We start from the raw sequence: 19,067 nt of genomic DNA, 5'->3' as shown, positions 1-19,067 counted from the left end.
CGCCAAGACCTAAAGGCTGCCCGCCCCAGGCGCAACACGGGAATTTGCGGATTGGCGTCAACCACTTCGCTTGTGGCCTATTGTGTGCCGCCATATATAACGCTTGGGTTCCCGCTTATGGAAAATCATCGGTGTTGAAGTTGAACGACATAGGGCCTCAGGCCTATCGCGACGCGATGGCGCATTTTGCCGGCCACGTCCATGTGGTGACCACCGACGGGCCCGCCGGCAAACGCGGCACGACGGTGATTGCCGCCTGTTCGGTGTCGGACACGCCGCCAACCGTGCTTGTCTGTCTCAACCGCGAGAATGCCAAGAACGAGCTGTTCGTGCAAAACGGCCGGTTTGCGCTGAACACATTGGCTTCGCACCAGCAGCCGCTATCGGTGGCGTTTTCAGGCCTGACCGGGCTGTCGGCCGATGAGCGTTTCGGGCTCGGCGAGTGGGACGTCATATCGACGGGCGCGCCTACCCTGAAGGGCGCTCTCGCCGTGTTCGACTGCGAATTGATCGACACCAAGGATCTGGCCACCCATCGTGTGCTTTTTGGCAAGGTGACAGGCCTGCGCATGGGCGATAATTTGCGGCCGCTGATCTATCACGCCCGCGACTACCACGTGCTGCAAAGCGGGGCAGAGGCGGCAACGGAGAAAGAATGACCGAGCTGAAACCGCGCCCCGCGCCGCGGACGATCGACGAAACGCTCGATCTCCTGACCGGCGCGGACTACGTCGCGGACCGCTCGCTGGCAACGGTGCTGTTCCTGTCCCTGCGCATGCAGCGGCCGCTGTTCCTTGAAGGGGAGGCCGGCGTCGGCAAGACCGAGATCGCCAAGGTGCTGGCGCACGCACTCGGCCGCCGGCTGATCCGCCTGCAATGCTATGAAGGGCTCGACGTCTCGTCCGCTGTCTATGAGTGGAATTACGCCGCGCAGATGATAGAGATCCGCATGGAGGAGGCGGCAGGCTCGGTCGACCGCTCCGACATGGAGCGCAATGTCTTTTCCGAAAAATACCTGATCCGCCGCCCGGTGCTCGATGCGCTGACCGGCAAGGCGGGTGCGGCCCCGGTGTTCCTGATCGATGAGCTCGACCGCACCGACGAGGCTTTCGAAGCATTCCTGCTCGAAATCCTGTCCGATTTCCAGGTGACGGTGCCCGAGCTCGGCACGATCAAGGCGGAGGAACCGCCGATCGTCATCATCACCACCAACCGCACGCGCGAAATCCACGACGCGCTGAAGCGGCGCTGCCTCTATCACTGGGTCGACTATCCCAATGCCGAGCGCGAGTTGGAGATCGTGCGCCGCAAGGTGCCGCAGGCCAACAGCCGACTTTCCGCGGAAGTGGTGTCGTTCATCCAGAAGCTGCGCCGGGTCGAGCTGTTCAAGGCGCCGGGTGTCGCCGAAACCATCGACTGGGCCGGCGCGCTGACCGAACTCGACAAGGTGGCGCTTGATCCCGAAACCGTCTCCGACACGATCGGCGTTTTGTTGAAATACCAGGACGACATTGCCCGCATCGGCGCGGGCGAGGGCCGGCGCATCCTCGATGAGGTCAAGGCCGAACTGGCGGCGGCGGAGTAGGGCAGTGAAGGCGCCGGGTGCTTACCCCAAAGAGACCGAACCCAGAGAGGCGACGGAAGACGGGCGCATCGCCGACAACATCGTCTATTTCGCCCGCACCTTGCGCAAAGCGGGCATGCGCGTCGGGCCGGCTTCGGTCAAGGATGCGATCGAGGCGGTGCTGGCCGCCGGCATCGGTTCGCGCGACGATTTCTACTGGACGCTGCATGCCGTGCTTGTGTCGCGGCACGAGGATCACCCTGTTTTCGACGAAGCCTTCCGGCTGTTCTGGAAATCGCGCGAGCTGATCGAGAAACTTCTGGCGATGTTCTCGCCTGTGGCGCCCGACACCAGGGAGAAGCAAAAGCCGCGCGCGGCAGAAAACCGCGTCAGCCAGGCCATGTTCGAAGGCCACGAGAAGAATCGGCCGGTCAGGGAAATCCCGGAGATCGAAGTCGACGCCCGGCTAACCTTCTCCGGGAATGAAGTGCTGCGCGGCAAGGACTTTGCCCAGATGAATGCCGACGAGATGGCAGACGCCAAGAAGGCGATTGCCCGGCTGCGGCTGCCGTTCGACATGGTCCGTACCCGACGCTTCAAGGCAGACCTGCATGGCCGCCGTATCGATCCACGCGCCATGATGCGGTCGGTCGCCCGAACCGGCGGCGAACTGATCCTGTCGAAATTCCGTTCCGCCCGCAAGGTCCATCCGCCGCTGGTCGTGCTTGCCGACATCTCCGGCTCGATGAGCCAGTACACGCGCATCTTTCTGCATTTCCTGCATGCGCTGACCGAAAAACGGCGGCGCGTGCACACCTTCGTCTTCGGCACGCGACTGACCAATCTCACGCGGCAGATGCGCCATCGCGACCCCGATGCCGCCCTTGCCGACTGCTCGGCGGCGGTGAAGGACTGGTCGGGCGGCACCCGCATCGGCGATACGCTGGCGGAGTTCAACAAGCACTGGTCACGCCGCGTGCTCGGGCAGGGTGCGGTGGTGCTGCTGATCACCGACGGGCTGGAGCGCGACGATGTCGCCGGCCTGTCGGAGGAGATGGATCGCCTGCACAAATCCTGCCGGCGGCTGATCTGGCTGAATCCCCTATTGCGCTTCGACGGTTTCGAGGCCCGCGCCCGCGGCGTCAGAGCGATGCTGCCTCATGTCGACGAGTTCCGCTCGGTACACAATCTCGATGCGCTGGCCGACCTCTGCGCCTCGCTGGACAAGAAATTCGCCGCTTCGGTCGATCCGCGTCGCTGGCTGGACGCTGGTGTCAGGCGCGCCGCATAGCCATAGTGGATTCCGAAAACAGGCTCCCAGAGAAAAACAGACTTTGAGGCAAGCGATCATGGACAACAGCATCTATCTCGATGAGGCCCGCGACCCCTTGATCATCGCGGAAGGCTGGATGAAGGACGGCAAGGATGTCGCCATCGCCACTGTGGTCGAGACCTGGGGTTCGGCGCCGAGGCCGGTCGGCAGTCATCTGGTCATCGACGCCGAAGGCAATTTCCACGGCTCGGTCTCGGGCGGCTGCGTCGAGGGCGCCGTGGTAAGCGAGGCGATCGACGTCATCGATAGCGGCAAGGCCAAAATGCTGGAGTTCGGCGTTGCCGACGAAACCGCCTGGCAGGTCGGCCTGTCCTGCGGCGGCCGCATCAAGGTCTATGTGGAGCGGCTTGGTTAGGCATGGATCCCTACGCTCTCAAAACGCTCAATGCCGAACGCCGGGCCCGCCGCGCCGCGATCCTGGTCACCGATCTCGGCGACGGCCGCGACCGCATCGTGCGCGAAGGCGACCAGGTTGCCGGCGATCTCGGGCAAGCGATCGCCAAGGCATTTCGCACCGGCAATTCCGGTTCGGTCGAGGCTGAAGGGCGCACCTTCTTCCTCAACGCGCATTTGCCGCAGCCGCGCCTGGTGGTAGTCGGCGCCGTCCATATCAGTCAGGCGCTGGCGCCGATGGCCAGGATCGCCGGCTATCCCCTGGAGATCGTCGATCCGCGCACCGCCTTCGCCACCCCGGACCGTTTTCCCGATGTAGCACTCCATGCCGAATGGCCGGAGGATGTGCTGAAACGCCAGCCGCTCGACAGCTATACGGCGCTCGCCGCCGTAACCCATGATCCGAAGATCGACGATTTCGCACTGAAGGCCGCGCTCGACGCCAACTGTTTCTATGTCGGCGCGCTCGGTAGCCGCAAAACCCACGCCAAGCGCGTCGAGCGCTTGCTGGCGCTGGGCGCGACCGCCGACCAGATCTCTCGCATCCACGCCCCGATCGGCCTCGACATTGGCGCGGCGAGCCCGGCCGAGATCGCCGTCGCCATCCTGGCGCAGACGATCCACGCCTTTCGCTCGCGCGGGCTGGAATCGAAAGGCGCTGCGGCGTGAGATTCGGTCCGGTTCCAATCGACCAGGCGCAAGGCGCGGTGCTGGCGCATGCCACGACGGCGGGCGAGCGGCGTTTCCGCAAGGCGCACAGGCTGAGCACGCAGGACGTGGCGGTGCTGAAGGCGGCCGGCATTACCGAGATCGTCGTGGCGGTGCTTGCCGCCGATGACCTCAGCGAGGATGCGGCGGCCGAAAAGATTGCTGCCAGCATGGCCCACCGCAACATCGAGGCAAAACCTGCCGCGACCGGCCGCGTCAACCTCCATGCCAAGGCCGCCGGTCTCTTCACCGTCGATGCCGCCATGATCGACGCCATCAATGCGGTCGACCCGACCATCACCATCGCCACGCTGGCGCAGCACGCGCCGGTCGAGACGGGGCAAATGGTGGCGACGGTCAAGATCATCCCCTTCGCCGTCGCCTCAGCTTTGGTCGACAAGGTGGTGAAAATCTGCGCCGGTGGCGAGATCTTCGCCGTCAACGCTTATCAGCCGGTGCGCATCGGCGTCATTCAGACGATGCTGCCCGGCATCAAGGCCAGCGTGCTCGACAAGACGCTGCGCGTCACCGAGGCCCGGCTGGCACGCTCCGGCGGCCAGCTGACGACGGAGCGCCGCACGCCGCACGAGATCGCGCCTGTAGCCGAGGCAGCGGCCGCGCTGGCGCGCGACAACGACATGGTGGTGATCTTCGGCGCCTCGGCGATGAGCGATTTCAACGATGTCGTTCCGGCGGCGATTGAACGCGCGGGCGGCACGGTGATCCGCGCGGGCATGCCCGTCGATCCCGGCAATCTGCTGGTGCTGGGCACGCTCGACGGCAAGCGCGTCATCGGCGCGCCCGGTTGCGCCCGCAGCCCCAAGGAGAACGGTTTCGATTGGGTGCTCGACAGGCTGATCGCCGGCCTCGACGTCACAGCCAAGGACATCGCCGGCATGGGCGTTGGCGGCCTCTTGATGGAAATCCCGACCAGGCCGCAGCCGCGCGAGCCGCTGCCGGCGAGAGCCGGGCTGAAGGTCGAGATCGTGCTTCTGGCCGCCGGTCGCTCCAGCCGCATGGGCGGGCCGAACAAGCTTCTGGCGCTGTTCGACGGCAAGCCGCTGGTGCGCCGCACCGCTGAACGGGCGCTCGATTCCAAGGCTTCTGCCACCGTTGTCGTCACCGGCCATCAGCGCGAGCGGGTGCACGCCGCGCTCTCGGGCCTCGACGTGATCTTTGCCGACAATCCGGATTTTGCCGACGGCCTGTCCTCGTCTCTAAAAGCCGGCATTGCCCGCGTTGGAGCCGAGGCGGCCGGCGCCATGATCGTCCTCGGCGACATGCCGGGCATTTCCTCGACCGATCTCGACCGGCTGATCGAGGCCTTCCGTAGGGACGGCGGCCGCTCAGTGGTGCGTGCCGCCCATGACGGCCGCCGCGGCAATCCGGTGCTTTTGCCGCGTTCGCTGTTTGGAGGTATCGCCCATCTCGAGGGCGACACCGGCGCCCGCCATCTGGTCGAGGCCGAGGGACTGGACGTCATCGACGTCGAGATCGGCGACGGAGCATCGATCGATGTCGACACCCGCGAGGCGCTCGAAGACGCCGGCGGCGTGCTGCAGGATTGACAAACCGAAGCTGAAAAACGCATGGCTGAGGCATGGCTAATCGTACCGTCGCACCCCCCTCTGGCCTGCCGGCCATCTCCCCCTCAAGGGGGGAGATTGGCAGTTTCGATGGCGGCGTCTATCCTGCGGCTTTGAAGATTGGCGGAAGGCGGCGTGACATCCAATCTCCCCCCTTGAGGGGGAGATGGCCGGCAGGCCAGAGGGGGGCGGCCGCGCTCCATACCCTTCTGGTTTCACTCCTTTTCCTGTTCTCAGCCGCCCCAGCCGACGCGCTCGAGCTAAAACCCTACAAGGACGATCTCTTCGCCTATCCGGCGACGCTCTCGTCCACGGACAAAGGCGCCTACACGATCATCGACTACCAGGAGCTGCGCGACATCAACGCCCGCGACCAGGTGCCGGAGCGCCGGGTGCAGGCTAAGTATGTCGATGTCGGCGTGCGCAAGGTGCAGCAGGACCTGCTGCTGAAAACCGATGCCGGCGATGTCAGGCATGTCGCTGTCGGCAAGACCGAGGGCGCCGGCATCATCGTGCTTTACCTACACGGGCAGGGCGGCAGCCGCAAGCAGGGCGTCGACGACTTTACCTTCGGCGGCAACTTCAACCGAATCAAGAACCTGATGGCCGGCAATGGCGGCCTCTATCTCTCACCCGATTTCACCGATTTCGGCGACAAGGGCGCGGCCCAGGTCGCGGCGCTGATCGGCCATTATGCCGAGGCCTCGCCGGACGCGAAAATCTTCGTCGCCTGTGGCTCGATGGGCGGCGCGCTGTGCTGGAAGCTGGCCGGCCGCAACGATACGGGACGGCGCATCAACGGGCTGCTGCTGCTCGGCTCGCTATGGGATGACAGTTTCCTGTCGAGCCCGGCTTACAGGCGTCACGTGCCGGTGTTCTTCGGCCAGGGCAGCAAGGACCCGGTCTTTCCCGTGGAGAAGCAGGAAGCCTTCTTCCGTTCCATCATTGCGAGTTCCAAAGCCTATCCCTATCCGACCCGGTTCGTCCGGTTCGAGACCGGCACCCACGGCACGCCGATCCGCATGGTGGACTGGCGCCAAACGCTGAACTGGATGCTGTCGAAGGCGCCTTGAGGCATATCGCCCAGAGGTGCCCCTTGGTTTTGGCAATCATGGTTCGGCCGATATCCTCTTAGGTGTAGGCTGATGTGATCCAACAGATCGGAAGCACAGCGATGGACGCCCACCCCTTCAAGATCCAAATTCCGAACGAACAACTTGAAGATCTCCAGCGCCGGCTTAGCGCAACACGATGGCCAATTCCGCTAAGCGAAGCGGGCTGGAGCGATGGGGCCGAGCTGCCGTTTATCAAGCGCCTTGCGGATTACTGGCGAGACCGCTTCGACTGGAGAGTGCAAGAGGCGCGGCTGAACCGGCTGCCGCAATATCTGACGAGGCTGAACAACCTAGATGTCCACTTTGTCCACCAGCCAGGCAACGGACCGGCGCCGCTGCCGCTGATCATAACGCATGGCTGGCCCGGCTCGTTCATCGAAATGGAACACGTCATTCCATTGCTGGCAGACCCAGCTGCCCATGGTGGTGACCCGGCCGACGCTTTCCACGTGGTAGTTCCCTCCTTGCCCGGATACGGCTTTTCCCAGGCGCCGACGGAACCAGGCTTCCATTCCGGCCGCATCGCGGAGTTATGGGTACAGTTGATGCGCGGGCTCGGCTACGACCGCTTCGCTTCCCAAGGAGGCGACATCGGCGCGGGCGTTTCCGCCTGGATGGCACGGCTCCATTCCGAAAGCGTGCTTGGCGTCCACGTCAATTACATTCCCGGGAGCTATCGGCCACCCTTGGGTGCAGGTCTGCCACCTGTCACCGTTGAGGAGCAGGCCTTTCTGGAAAAGGCCGCGGCCTGGACGGCAACGGAGGGCGCCTATGCCCATCTGCAGGGCACGAAGCCTCAGACGCTTGCTTATGCTCTGACAGACTCGCCGATCGGTCTCGCAGCCTGGATGATCGAGAAGTTCCGTAGCTGGAGCGATTGCGACGGTGACGTGGAGCGCACCTTCGGCATGGACACGCTCCTTACGGATGTTTCTCTCTATTGGTTCAGCAACGCGCTCACCTCGTCCTTGCGACTCTACAAGGAGAATCGACTGTTCCCTCTTGCGTTCGAGACGCTGGAACGCGTTTCGCCGCCATTTGGGGTAGCGCTTTTCCCTCGCGAGTTGCCGATGCCGCCTCGATCCTGGGTGGCGCGGGTCTTTGACGTTCAGCGATGGACATCGATGCCGCGAGGCGGCCATTTCGCTGCGCTGGAGGAACCGAGTCTTCTGGTCGAGGACATTCGCGCCTTCTTCCGGCCGATGCGTTCGCGGCCTGAAACGAGAAGGCGAATGTGAAGGACTGCTTGAGCGCGGCGGTTCCTGCTAAGACCCCTACGGCGCGGTGTTGTAGTCGACCACCGTCTGCGGGTTCTCCTCGCCATCGTAAGACGCGTCCACATCATATTGGACGAGGGAGAAATCGCCGTTACGGAACAGGTATATCCCCTTGTCCGAGGCGTCGCCGATGCCGCGCCATTTGTTGAACGTGGTCAGCGTCTTGGCGTCTTCGTCATATTCGGAATTGGCCGCCCAGCCGGTGGTGCGGAAGCCGATGATATCCATGCCCAGCAGTTTGCCGTCGCTGTCATTGTTCTCGTAACGGATATCCATTTCGGGCTCGGTGAACTGCAACTGCCGCACGCCCGATACTTCGTCGGTCATGTAGTAGACCGAACTTGCGTTATAGGCTGCCGCTTGGCAGTAGAACTCGAAAAGCCGCGTTTCCTTGTCGGGATCGCTGGCAGCCGCGTCCTTTGCCTTGTATTTGATCGAAAAGATGTTCGGCTCCTCGCCGAGAAACTGCTTGTCACACTGATCGCCATAATCGGCGGCGAACAGTTTCTTCACGTGCTCGAGTGCGGTGTCCTTCTTCGGCGGCGGCGGCCCGTCACCACAGCTTGGCGGCAGCGCCTCCTCGAAATCGGCCTTGGACGGCTTCAGCGCGCCCTTGTCGATAAAGATCGGTCGGAACGGCGGGGCCTGGATCTGAGCGCTGACCTGGCGCAGCGTGTAGCAGCCGGCGAAGACCGCTTCATTGCCGTCCTTGTCGGTGGCGCGGATGGCGACAGGAACGCTGTAATAGATGCTGCCGGCGGCACCTTCATCGGAAATGGCGCCGGTTTCCACGTCGACCTTGTCGGTGCCGTCATAGCCCTTGACGAAAGTGTCGAAATCCTTTGCCGGCTTGGTATCGCCGTAGTAAGCCCAGGCGCGGGCGAATTCGTGCCGGTTGATGGCACTGTAGAGCGAACGGACCACCGCTGCGGCATCCGACCTGTCGTCGACATAAGGTGCCTGGTCATCGGTCGCCGGGTCATCATCGGCCAACAAAGCTTGGCTGGATACAGCAAGGGAGAAAAAAGCGGTCGCTGCCAGAAAGACAAGTCTCATCGGGGATCTCCACCACGACAGGATTCTATCACATCGATTGCGGCGACGTGGTGACGCTTGAAAAATCCTCCGGGAAGGCGCTACGTCCCGCCGTCGGCGCTTCAGCCGCAATGGAGATTTGAACGTGACACTATCGATGTATGAAGCCTCGGTGCCGGTGTTTTCGGCCAGGCTGAAGGCGCTGTCCGGCGTGCTGTCGGCGGCCGAACAGAATGCAACCGAGCGCAAGATCGACCCGCAGGTGTTTTTGACCGCGAGGTTGGCGCCCGACATGTACGCGCTGGTCAGGCAGGTGCAGGTCGCCACCGACCACGCCAAGGGCGCGCCATCAAGGCTGGCCCGTCGCGAGGTGCCGAAATACGAAGACAATGAAGCGACCTTCGCCGAGCTTCAGGCGCGCCTGACCAAGACGCTCGATCTGCTGGCGTCATTCTCGGCCGCCGAATTCGATGGTTCGGATGAAAGGGTGGTCGAACTGAAGTTTGGCCAGCGCGAAGCCTCGATGCCCGGCATGCAGTATCTGCTGCATGTCGCCATGCCCAACTTCTATTTCCACGTGACCACCGCCTACGACATCCTGCGCCACAATGGCGTGCCGCTGACCAAGGGCGCCTATCTCGGTAATCGTTGACGAATTCGGCATTCCGAGGTTTCCCGGTCGCTGCCGGGAAACCTCGTCTCGCGCTGGTTCAGCGCACGGACATTTCGCGGGCTATGCGCGGGAAGTCGGCCGGCTTGATGCCGATGTCGGCGCGGTCGGCATTGCTCATCGAGTGCAGCAGTGCCAGGGCGGAACGATAACGCAGATGCTCCTGCGGACGCGGACGGGCAAACATTTCAGTGAAGAACCCCATGATTCGGCCCCTAGTTGATCCTCCACATCTTCGAGTATAGGCAAATTATGAAGATTGTGCAGTGCAGCATTTGCATGGCAGCCATGCCGGGGGCGCAATTTTTTCGGCACAATTGGCTCACCCGCTGAAACTTATGACTGGTGCCGACCGTACGCATAGACGCTGGCACATGGCCGGCTTTTCCTCGCCACTCCTGGCGAATTTCCGGACTGCATGCAAATGCAGTCCGGCTTTTTGTTGAGCTGCACCATCAACCGGTCGCGCAAGCCCGGCGAACGCCTAAACTGGTTAAGATCAGCGGCATTCATTTTTAACGAGCCGGTTCTATGCTGCGACCGGCTCTGTTCGCACGCTTAAACGAGGGGGAGGCTGACATCGGCGCCAAGCGGGATTTCGCTTCCTTGCTCGACGATCTGTTCGTTGCCTCCGACAAGGATGAGGCGGCGGAAGAGACGAGCGCCCGGCCGTCGATCCCGTTCGACTATCTCTCCGTGGCCGACGAGCTTCATTCCGGCCGCATCAAGGTCTCGGGCGAAACGTTCGCAGCCGAATACCGCGAGGCGGGAGCCGATCTCGCCGCCGAATTCGCAGCCCTTCTCGATCATGCCAAGCTGGCGCTGGCCGGCGAAGAGGCAAAGCCCGAGGAAAAGCTGCCGCCGATCGACCCTGACGCGATCGCCGTCGAGCTCGGCCTCGATCATCCAGTCAAGAACGCCGATCTCGGCCGCATGCGCCGCAGCTTCGCCTTCGCCAACCACCCCGACCGCGTCGCGCCGCATCTGCGCCAGCGCGCAATGATCCGCATGCAGGTGGCCAACATGCTGATCGACGAGGCCAAGCGGCGCGCTTTGGCTGGCGTCCGGCGCTGACTTTCCAGGGTTCACGCAAAAGTCGGTCCGCTAAGGGTTGGAGAGCGGCGCCGCTTTCCCTATAGATGCGGCTTCCTTCCAGCGTAGCCGCGCAATTCCCGCCGGAGAAAATTCGATGCATAAACGCCGTCTCGGTCGGACCGATCTTCTTGTGACCCAGATCTGCCTGGGGTCGATGACCTGGGGCGAGCAGAACACCGAGGCCGATGGCCATGCGCAGATGGATCTGACTTTTGAGCGCGGCGTGAATTTCATCGACACCGCCGAGCTCTACCCGATCCCGCCCAAGGCTGAGACGCAGGGGCGCACGGAAAAGATCATCGGCAGCTGGATGAAGGCCAAGGGCAACCGCGACAAGGTGATCCTGGCCTCGAAGGTGGTCGGCCGCACCGCCAACAGCTGGTTTCGTGGCGACCGTCCGTCGAAATTGGTGCGCGCCGATATCTTTGACGCCATCGACAAATCGCTGTCCAAGCTCGGCACCGACTATCTCGATCTCTATCAGATCCATTGGCCGGAGCGCGACATCCCCTGGGGCGCCAACCCGACCCGCGTGGGTGCTGTGCCGCGCCGTGCCGATGCCGTTGGCGCACCGCCCGGCGAGACGCCGATCGCCGAGACGCTCGCCGTCTTCGAGGAGCTGGTGAAGGCGGGAAAGATCCGCCATCTCGGCCTGTCGAACGAAAGCTCCTGGGGCGTCATGCGCTTCATTGCCGAGGCCGACAAGGGCGTCGGCCCGCGCGTCGTTTCGCTGCAGAACGCCTACAATCTGGTCAACCGCACGTTCGAGGTGAACCTCGCCGAGGCCTGCGAACGCGAGGATGTCGGCTTTCTCGCCTATTCGCCGCTGGCGCAGGGCTATCTCACCGGCAAATACGACCATGGCGCACGGCCGCAGGGTTCGCGCTCGCAGCTGTTCAACCGCGGCCAGCGCTACGAGACGCCAAATGCGGCGGAGGCGCAGCTCGCATACAACAAACTGGCGCGTTCCTTCGGCCTTGAACCGGCGCTGTTTGCCAACGCCTATGTCGCCAGCCGGCCTTTCGTCACGTCCAGCATCATCGGCGCGACGACGATTGCCCAGCTTGAGATGGCGCTGTCGTCAGCCGATGTGACCTGGACCGACGAGATGCAGAAGGGCGTGGATGCGATCCACCAGCGCGTCGGCAATCCGTGCCCATAAGCAGACCGTTTGGCCGGAATTGCCGAGCAAAGACAAGGGGAAGGGACAGCCATGGATTTTCCGATCGAGACCGTCAGGGGAAAATTTCCGGCGCTGGACCTGACCGATAACGGCCGCCGTCGCATCTATCTCGACAATCCGGCCGGCACCCAGGTGCCGCAAGCGGTTGCCGATGCGGTGGCGCGCTGCCTCCTCACCACCAACGCCAATCTCGGCGGCTATTTCGAAACCACGCTTGCCGCGCAAAAGGTGTTCGACGACGCCCATGCGGCGATGGCCGATTTCCTGGGTGCAGCGAGCGCGGAGGAAATAATCATCGGCGCCAACATGACGACGCTGACCTATCACATGTCGCGCACGCTCGGCCGCGGCTTCAAGCCGGGCGACGAGATCATCGTCACCCGCATGGATCATGAGGGCAATGTCTCGCCCTGGCTGCAACTGGCCGAAGATCTTTGCCTCTTGGTGCGCTTCCTGCCTTTCGACGAGAACAGCTGGCAGGTCGAGGAGGCGGCGCTCAGCGCTCTGCTTACCGACAGGACAAAACTCGTTGCGCTGAACTATGCCTCGAACCTCACCGGCTCGATCAATCGGGTGAAAGCGCTGACGGCCATCGCCAAACAGGCCGGCGCGGTGGTCTATGTCGACGCCGTGCAGTTCGCGCCGCATGGGCTGGTCGACGTGCAGGACCTCGGCTGCGACTTCCTGGTTTGCTCTGCCTACAAGTTCTTCGGCCCGCACATGGGCATTCTTTGGGGCCGCCGCGACATCATCGATGCGCTGAAACCCTACAAATGCCGTTGCTCGTCCAATGGCCTGCCGGAGCGCTTCGAACTCGGTACGCCGCAGATCGAACTGATGGCCGGACTTACCGCAGCGGTCGATTACTTCGCCGAACTCGGTGCTGCGGCCGGCGAGGGCGGTTCGCGAAGGCAAAAGATCGCAAAGGCATACGAAGTGTCGATCGCCTACGAAAACCCGCTGGCGCTGAGGCTGATCGATGGGCTGTCCGCCATTGAGGGCCTGACCATCCGCGGCATCACAGATCAGAAGCGTGTCATTGAGCGCGTGCCGACCGTGTCCTTCACCGTCGACGGCATCGTGCCAGAGACGATCGTGCGGCAGATGAATGCCGAGAACATTTTTCTATGGTCGGGTCACAACTACGCCTGGGAGATCGTCCACCATCTCGGCATTCCGGCCGAGCAGGGAGTCGTGCGCATCGGTATTGCGCACTACAACACGGCGGCAGAGATCGACGAGACGTTGGAAAGCGTGCACCGGGTGATCGCCATGCTGAGGCAGCAGCGCTAGTCAGCTATCGCTGTTTGCCGCCGAAACCGGTGAGGAACGCCGTGAGATTGTCGCCGAGCGCGTCGCAAAGATAGCCGCCTTCCTGGACGATAACCGTCGGCAGGCCGAGCTTGGCAATTGCCTCGCCGATCCGCGAGAAACCGGGCGTGGTCACCGAAAGCCCGCCGAACGGATCGCCCTCGAACGCATCGAGACCGAGCGCCACGACCAGCGCGTCCGGCGAAAAGGCGCGGATACGCTGGAACGCCACTTCGAGGGCCTCCAGAAACGCCGCGTCGGCTGATTTGCGCGGCAATGGCAGGTTGAAATTATAGCCGAGGCCCGGACCTTCGCCGCGCTCATCGGCATGGCCCCAGAAGAACGGATAGAAGCGCACCGGATCGGCGTGCAGCGACACCGTCAGGACGTCGGAACGCGTATAAAAGATGCCTTGCGTGCCATTGCCGTGATGCAGGTCGACATCGAGGATCACCACCCGCGCTGCCTGCTTGCGCAACACCTGGGCCGCGACCGCTGAATTGTTGATGAAGCAGAAGCCGCCGGCGACATCGGCAAAGGCATGGTGCCCGGGTGGCCGGCAGAGCGCATAGGCGGCGGGCGCGCCAGCCATGACGGTTTCAGCCGCCTCGACCGCGCTCCAGGCGCTCCACAGCGCGCTCTGCCAGGTCTCGGCCGAAATCGGGCAAGCGGTGTCGGCCATGTGGTAGCCGGCCTGGCCGACCGCCGAGGCCGGATAGGACCCTGTGCGGGCCAGTGGATGGATGTTGGGGATGACTTCCGCGGATGCGCTCTCGATGCGCTGCCAGCGCGCAAAAATGTGTTCGAGGAAGGCGAGATACTCCGGCGTATGCACGGCCGCCACCGGGCCTAGGCCATGTTCCCTGGGCCGCTCGATCATCAATCCGGCGGATTTTGCGCCGGCTAACAATCGCTCTACCCGCTCCGGCTGTTCGGGATTGGGCTGCGGCGTACCGCTGGACAGAAAGGCCTTCGGGTCGTGGCGTTTCTGCTCCTCGGCAAAGAAGGCTTTCATTCCGCGTCCCCATCCTGCGCTGCATCGGCAAAGGCGAAAAAGGCATCGCCAACAATCTTCTGCGTCTGCTCGTAGCTCGACCAGGCGATGCCCAGCCGCTCATAAAAAGCCTTGGCGCCGTCATTGTCGGTGTCGACGGACAGCCTGAGATAGGCGCCGCCATCCCGGCGGCAGTCGCGCGCGACCCGGCGCAGCAGTCTTTCGCCGATCTTGCGGCCGCGAAACCGGTCCTCGACATAGAGGTCCTGGATATAGACGCCGGGCCGCCCCATCCATGTCGAGAAGATCGGGAAATGCAGGCAGAGCCCCGCAAAATCGCCGCCGATCTCGGCGATCAGGGTGGAGAAGGCGGGTTTGTCGCCAAAGCCGTAGCGGCGGAGATCGTCGGCAGTGGACGTGATCTCCTGATGCGCGCCGATATGGGTGCCGAGCTTGAGCAGCGCGGCATGGATGGTGTCGACGTCGTCGATGGTGCCGGGGCGGAGGGTGACTGTACTCACGATAGGCAAGGCGCCCAGGCACCCCCCTCTGTCCTGCCGGACATCTCACCCTCAAGGGGGGAGATTGGCAGCTTTGGCGCTGCCATCCATTTTGCAACGATTGAGATTGGCGAAGGCCGCAGTGACATCCGATCTCCCCCCTTGGGGGTGAGATGTCCGGCAGGCCAGAGGGGGGTGTGCCAGAACGCCATCATCGCAGATCAATCATCTCAAAACGCCACCCGGTCCCCACCCTTCAGCGCCAGCATCTCCCGCGCCTCCGCCGGTGTGGCCACCTCCAACGACAGGCCATCGAGAATGCCACGTATCCTGCGCACCTGGTCGGCGTTGGATTTCGCCAGCTGGCGTCCGTCGTAGAGACTGTCCTCCAGCCCGACGCGGACATTGCCGCCCATCGCCGCTGCGATCGAGATCAGCGGCATCTGGTGGCGGCCGGCGGCGAGCACCGAGAACTGGTAGCTGTCGCCGAACAGCTTGTCGGCAATGCGCTTCATGTGGATGAGATTGTCGGGATCGGCACCGATGCCACCCAGAATGCCGAGCACGAATTGAATGAACAGCGGCCCCGACACCAGCCCGCGGTCGCGGAAATGCGCCAGCGAATAGAGATGGCCGACATCGTAGCATTCGAACTCGAAGCGCGTGCCGCAGCCCTTGCCGAGCTTTTCGAGCACGCCTTCCATATCGGCAAAGGTGTTCTTGAAGATGGTGTCGCGGGTGGCTTCGAGCAGCTTTGGTTCCCACTCGTGCTGCCATTCCCTTGGCTTGTCGAGCATCGGGAACAGCGCGAAATTCATCGAGCCCATGTTCAGCGAACACATTTCCGGCTCGGCCCGCAGTGGTGCCGCCAGCCGCTGGTCGAGCGTCATCAGCGACGAACCGCCGGTGGTGATGTTGATCACCGCATCGGTCGCTTGCTTGATGCGCGGCAGGAACTGCATGAACACCTCAGGATCGGCGGTCGGCCGGCCGTCTTTGGGATCGCGGGCGTGGAGATGCAGGATTGAGGCGCCAGCCTCGGCCGCCGCGATGGCGTCGGTCGCGATCTGGTCCGGCGTCACCGGCAGATAGGGCGACATGGACGGGGTGTGCACCGAGCCAGTGACCGCGCAGGTGATGATGACTTTCCTCGGCGCCATTCTTTAGCCCTCAGCCTTCGACCGGCAGGTCGAGTTCGGCGGCCAGAACTTCCAGCGAATCGCCGATGATGGAAATGATCTCGCCGACCTCTTCAGCCGTGACGATCATCGGCGGCGCCACCATGAAATTGTCGCTGTCGACACCGCCCTTGACCCTGCGGCCGTAGATGATCAGCCCGCGCTCGTAGGCGAGGTCGAGCAGGCGCTGCGTGGCTTTCTTGCCCTGTTCGATCGGCCGTAGAGTTTCGGGATCGGCAACCATCTCGGCGCCGGTGAGCAGGCCTTTGCCTCGGACATCGGCGATGAACGGAAAACGCTTCGCCAGCCCTTTCAGCCCGTCCATCAGCACGTCGCCCATCGCGGCGGCATTGGCGATCAGGTCGAGGCGGTCCATCTCGCCGAGCACGGCGAGCCCGGCCGCGCAGGCGAGCGGATTGCCAGCATAGGTGTGGCCATGCTGGAAGCCGCCCGACGCCAGCAGCGGCTCGACCAGCCGCATCGGGGCGGCCAGCGCGCCGAGCGGCGCATAGCCGGAGCCAAGCCCCTTCGACAGCGCGACGATGTCGGGCTTGCAGTTCCAATGGTCGCCGCCAAGGAATTTTCCGGTGCGGCCGGCGCCGCTCATCACTTCATCATGGATGAGCAGGATGCCGTAGCGGTCGCAGATCTCGCGTATACGCGGATAATAGCTGTCCGGTGCGACGAGGGCCGAAGTCGCCGCACCGCCGATCGGCTCCATGATGAAGGCGAGCACGCTGTCCGGGCCCTCGGCCTGGATCTTCTCCTCCAGCATGTCGGCATAGCGGACGCCGCGCTGCTCCATCGAAAGATTGTCGCGGTCGCGCCATGCCGTCGGCGCCGGCACGGTCGGCATCACCCGCATCATCGGTGTGAACGTTTCGGCCAGCGCATCGTCGCCGGTTATCGAAAGCGAACCCAGCGTGCCGCCATGATAGGAGGGAAAACGCGTGATAACCTTCCAGCGCTTCGGCTGGCTGGCCGCGACCGCCCATTGCCGCGCCAGCTTGATGCAGGATTCCGTCGCTTCCGAACCGCCCGAGACGAAGAAGATTCGGTCCATGCCCTCCGGCAGTTTGCCGGCGAGTTCCCGCGCCAGTTCTTCCGCCGGTTCGTTCTCGAAATGCAGCCGGTAGGCGAAGGTGGCGCGGTCCATCTGCCGCTTCATGGCGTCCAGCACATTGCGGTTGGAGTGACCGATATTGGCGACCATCGGCCCGCTCGATCCGTCGATGAAGCGGCGGCCGTCCTGCGTCCACATATAGATGCCTTCGGCGCGGTCGATCAGCGGCCGGCGCAGGCTGGAGAGGTAGAACAGGTGCGATGGCGCGCGCGTTTCTGAACCGGCGGAGGAGGGCTTCTGCATGTCAGGTCTTTCCGAGATAGCGGTCGATTACATTCCTGGTCACGCGCTCGACCATCGGGTCCTGCCTGAGCAGGCCGGCGACCCATTCGCAGCTTCCGGCGTGGAAAACCTCGCCCTTGCCGCGCGGGAAATTGACGATCATGCCGTTGCCGCGTTTGACCTTTTCCAGATTGACGTCGGTCGCCTCGCCAAACAGCGTTTCGGCCGTAAAGCGGCCATCCTCGTCGGTGAGAAACTGGTCCTCGATCGGGATGTCGGCGCTTTCCTCGACCTGGCTCGCCATGCCGACGGCCAGCACCTGCAGCCCGTCAGGCGCACCGCTGTCCGGTGTCGGATAGGGCAGGCCGCCGCGGATCTCGAAATCGAGCCCGTCGACCTCATAGCCATAGACATGGCTGTCGGCGCCGAGCAGGTCGCCATAATAGATGCCGGTGCCGGCGAAGGCCCAGTGCTCGGGCCGATAGACCGGAAAGCCGCGCACGCCGCGCGGTGCGCATCCGCCCCAGCCGGCATAGACGCCGCGGGTCGCGTTGAGGCCGAAGGTCATAGCGCCGGGACGGCCGATCTCCGGCGCTTCCCAGGAATTGGTGGCGCGGGTGACGTCGCTGCTATAGGCGGGGTCCTCGGCCCGCGCGCGGTATTTGTAACAGACCTGCCGGCGGCCTTCGTCCTCGAGCCTCGTCTGCCACATGAAATTGCCGGCAAAGCGCGCCGCATGGCCGCCGCGCTCGACGTAGCTGTCGACGGCGTCCCGCATTTCCCAGGTCCAGTACTCGTCATGGCCGACGAAGACCACACAGTCGTAGCCGTCGAGGATCTCGGGCGAGAAGTGCAAATCGTGCTGGCTGGCGAGATCGACGCCATAGCCGGCGCGCTCGGCAAAGCGGAAGAAGTGGCTGTCATAGCTCGCCCAGCCGGAGGAGGTGTATTTCTTCGAATGTCCGGTGGCGTACGCCCATTCCATGTGCGGATAGCGCGGCACTGTTTTCGGCGGCACCGCAACCTCCAGCGGCACGCGCGGCGCATCCTTGGGCAGCACCACGAAGCCGCGGCACCAGGGCCGCTGGGTCGACACCATGCGCGCATATTGGTCGCGGCCCGGGCCGGTGATGCCTTGATAGGCGTTGGAGCCGCCCCATGTGTTGTAGGACAGCCAGGTGCCGGTCCCCGCCACCTGCAGCACGCGACCGGGTTTTCTGCCGGGCAGGGGCGCGACGATGATGAGGTGATGGCAATGGATGGGCTCGCGCCCGTCCGCCGTCAGCGTCAGCCGATAGGCGCCGGATGGCCAATCGTCGCTGATGCGAAATTCGAAAGACGCCTCCCAGCCGCAGCCTTCGACCGAGCACTGGTCGGGCGTATCCTGCCAGCGCGCCGAAAGCCCCGTTTGCTCGAAGACCTTTGTCTCGCTGCCGCCGTCGCGGACAATGAAAATGCTGAAGCGCGGCGCCGTCGAGCTGACATGCAGCGTCACGGTCTCGCCGGCGCGGTAGGAAAATCGATCAGAATAGCACCAGATCTCGCCCCGCTCGCCGTCCATTCCCGGCCATTCATAGTAATGGCCGCGCACTGCCTCGCGGCGCTGCTCAGGCGTCAGTCCGAAATCGGGAAATTCGGTTGGCAGATGGGTCATGAACACCGGAAAAGTGACAGGCCGCCATTTCGGCCATCTGCCGGCCAAGCGTCAAATGGAAACGATCGGGCCAGCAATTGCATACGACACAATTGCTTGGCCGCTCTTGGCCGCACCTGGCAAACC

At 63.5% G+C, this 19,067-nt stretch carries 19 protein-coding genes; 12 read left to right on the top strand and 7 right to left on the bottom strand.

Annotated features, from left to right (window positions below; all coding sequences use genetic code 11):
* Positions 1-131 precede the first annotated feature (131 nt).
* From NKI06_RS01980 to NKI06_RS01945, 8 genes are all read left to right on the top strand, one after another.
* The gene (locus NKI06_RS01980) at positions 132-659 is read left to right on the top strand and encodes a flavin reductase (RefSeq protein ID WP_023743125.1); all 528 of its coding nucleotides are present in this window, start codon (positions 132-134) and stop codon (positions 657-659) included.
* Positions 656-1,585 (top strand): AAA family ATPase, encoded by a 930-nt coding sequence (locus NKI06_RS01975; protein ID WP_023743124.1) that lies wholly within the window; start codon positions 656-658, stop codon positions 1,583-1,585. Before NKI06_RS01980 ends, NKI06_RS01975 begins: the two co-directional genes overlap by 4 nt.
* Positions 1,586-1,589: 4 nt before the next feature.
* Positions 1,590-2,855, top strand: coding sequence for a vWA domain-containing protein (locus NKI06_RS01970; protein ID WP_352983750.1), 1,266 nt, complete (start codon positions 1,590-1,592; stop codon positions 2,853-2,855).
* Positions 2,856-2,913: 58 nt separating this feature from the next.
* Complete coding sequence (locus NKI06_RS01965; RefSeq protein ID WP_023734542.1) at positions 2,914-3,252, top strand: XdhC family protein; 339 nt, start codon at positions 2,914-2,916, stop codon at positions 3,250-3,252.
* A 2-nt stretch (positions 3,253-3,254) separates the two neighbouring features.
* Positions 3,255-3,959 carry an XdhC family protein gene (locus NKI06_RS01960; RefSeq protein WP_352983748.1) on the top strand — a complete coding sequence of 235 codons (705 nt, stop codon included), beginning with the start codon at positions 3,255-3,257 and terminating at the stop codon, positions 3,957-3,959.
* Positions 3,956-5,566 carry an NTP transferase domain-containing protein gene (locus tag NKI06_RS01955; RefSeq protein WP_352983746.1) on the top strand — a complete coding sequence of 537 codons (1,611 nt, stop codon included), beginning with the start codon at positions 3,956-3,958 and terminating at the stop codon, positions 5,564-5,566. Before NKI06_RS01960 ends, NKI06_RS01955 begins: the two co-directional genes overlap by 4 nt.
* A 32-nt stretch (positions 5,567-5,598) precedes the next feature.
* Positions 5,599-6,657, top strand: coding sequence for an alpha/beta hydrolase (locus NKI06_RS01950; protein ID WP_352983744.1), 1,059 nt, complete (start codon positions 5,599-5,601; stop codon positions 6,655-6,657).
* Positions 6,658-6,758: 101 nt separating this feature from the next.
* Positions 6,759-7,937: an epoxide hydrolase family protein gene (locus tag NKI06_RS01945; protein WP_023748576.1), complete on the top strand. Its 1,179-nt coding sequence runs from the start codon at positions 6,759-6,761 to the stop codon at positions 7,935-7,937.
* 36 nt (positions 7,938-7,973) lie between these two features.
* Here NKI06_RS01945 and NKI06_RS01940 read toward each other — a convergent pair whose 3' ends face one another.
* Positions 7,974-9,032: a DUF1176 domain-containing protein gene (locus NKI06_RS01940; RefSeq protein WP_352983742.1), complete on the bottom strand. Its 1,059-nt coding sequence runs from the start codon at positions 9,030-9,032 to the stop codon at positions 7,974-7,976.
* Positions 9,033-9,156: 124 nt separating this feature from the next.
* On the opposite strand from NKI06_RS01940, the gene NKI06_RS01935 reads away from it, so the two are divergent.
* Positions 9,157-9,663 (top strand): DUF1993 domain-containing protein, encoded by a 507-nt coding sequence (locus NKI06_RS01935; protein ID WP_023669071.1) that lies wholly within the window; start codon positions 9,157-9,159, stop codon positions 9,661-9,663.
* Positions 9,664-9,721: 58 nt separating this feature from the next.
* Here the strand turns inward: NKI06_RS01935 and NKI06_RS01930 are convergent, their stop codons facing one another.
* Entirely contained in the window at positions 9,722-9,886 is a 165-nt protein-coding gene (locus NKI06_RS01930) for a hypothetical protein (RefSeq protein ID WP_023706483.1), read from the bottom strand.
* A 326-nt stretch (positions 9,887-10,212) separates the two neighbouring features.
* On the opposite strand from NKI06_RS01930, the gene NKI06_RS01925 reads away from it, so the two are divergent.
* From NKI06_RS01925 to NKI06_RS01915, 3 genes are all read left to right on the top strand, one after another.
* Entirely contained in the window at positions 10,213-10,755 is a 543-nt protein-coding gene (locus NKI06_RS01925; RefSeq protein WP_023706484.1) for a hypothetical protein, read from the top strand.
* Positions 10,756-10,870: 115 nt separating this feature from the next.
* On the top strand, positions 10,871-11,938 hold the full coding sequence (locus tag NKI06_RS01920; protein ID WP_352983738.1) for an aldo/keto reductase: 1,068 nt from the start codon (positions 10,871-10,873) through the stop codon (positions 11,936-11,938).
* 51 nt (positions 11,939-11,989) lie between these two features.
* Positions 11,990-13,252: a cysteine desulfurase-like protein gene (locus NKI06_RS01915; RefSeq protein ID WP_352983735.1), complete on the top strand. Its 1,263-nt coding sequence runs from the start codon at positions 11,990-11,992 to the stop codon at positions 13,250-13,252.
* A gap of 4 nt (positions 13,253-13,256) precedes the next feature.
* On the opposite strand, the gene NKI06_RS01910 is transcribed toward NKI06_RS01915, so the two are convergent.
* The 5 genes from NKI06_RS01910 to NKI06_RS01890 form a co-directional block, all read right to left on the bottom strand.
* Positions 13,257-14,285: a histone deacetylase family protein gene (locus NKI06_RS01910; protein WP_023708623.1), complete on the bottom strand. Its 1,029-nt coding sequence runs from the start codon at positions 14,283-14,285 to the stop codon at positions 13,257-13,259.
* The gene (locus NKI06_RS01905; RefSeq protein ID WP_031196820.1) at positions 14,282-14,785 is read right to left on the bottom strand and encodes a GNAT family N-acetyltransferase; all 504 of its coding nucleotides are present in this window, start codon (positions 14,783-14,785) and stop codon (positions 14,282-14,284) included. Before NKI06_RS01905 ends, NKI06_RS01910 begins: the two co-directional genes overlap by 4 nt.
* Positions 14,786-14,994: 209 nt before the next feature.
* Positions 14,995-15,924, bottom strand: coding sequence for a 3,5-dioxohexanoate:acetyl-CoA acetone transferase (gene kce, locus NKI06_RS01900; protein ID WP_023816557.1), 930 nt, complete (start codon positions 15,922-15,924; stop codon positions 14,995-14,997).
* 10 nt (positions 15,925-15,934) lie between these two features.
* Positions 15,935-17,308 carry an aminotransferase family protein gene (locus NKI06_RS01895; protein ID WP_023831285.1) on the bottom strand — a complete coding sequence of 458 codons (1,374 nt, stop codon included), beginning with the start codon at positions 17,306-17,308 and terminating at the stop codon, positions 15,935-15,937.
* Between the two features lies 1 nt (position 17,309).
* Complete coding sequence (locus NKI06_RS01890; protein ID WP_352983732.1) at positions 17,310-18,941, bottom strand: N,N-dimethylformamidase beta subunit family domain-containing protein; 1,632 nt, start codon at positions 18,939-18,941, stop codon at positions 17,310-17,312.
* Positions 18,942-19,067 lie beyond the last annotated feature (126 nt).

Source organism: Mesorhizobium sp. M0772 (assembly GCF_040320135.1).
Taxonomy (GTDB): domain Bacteria; phylum Pseudomonadota; class Alphaproteobacteria; order Rhizobiales; family Rhizobiaceae; genus Mesorhizobium.
This window is presented reverse-complemented; position numbering and strand designations above follow the sequence as displayed.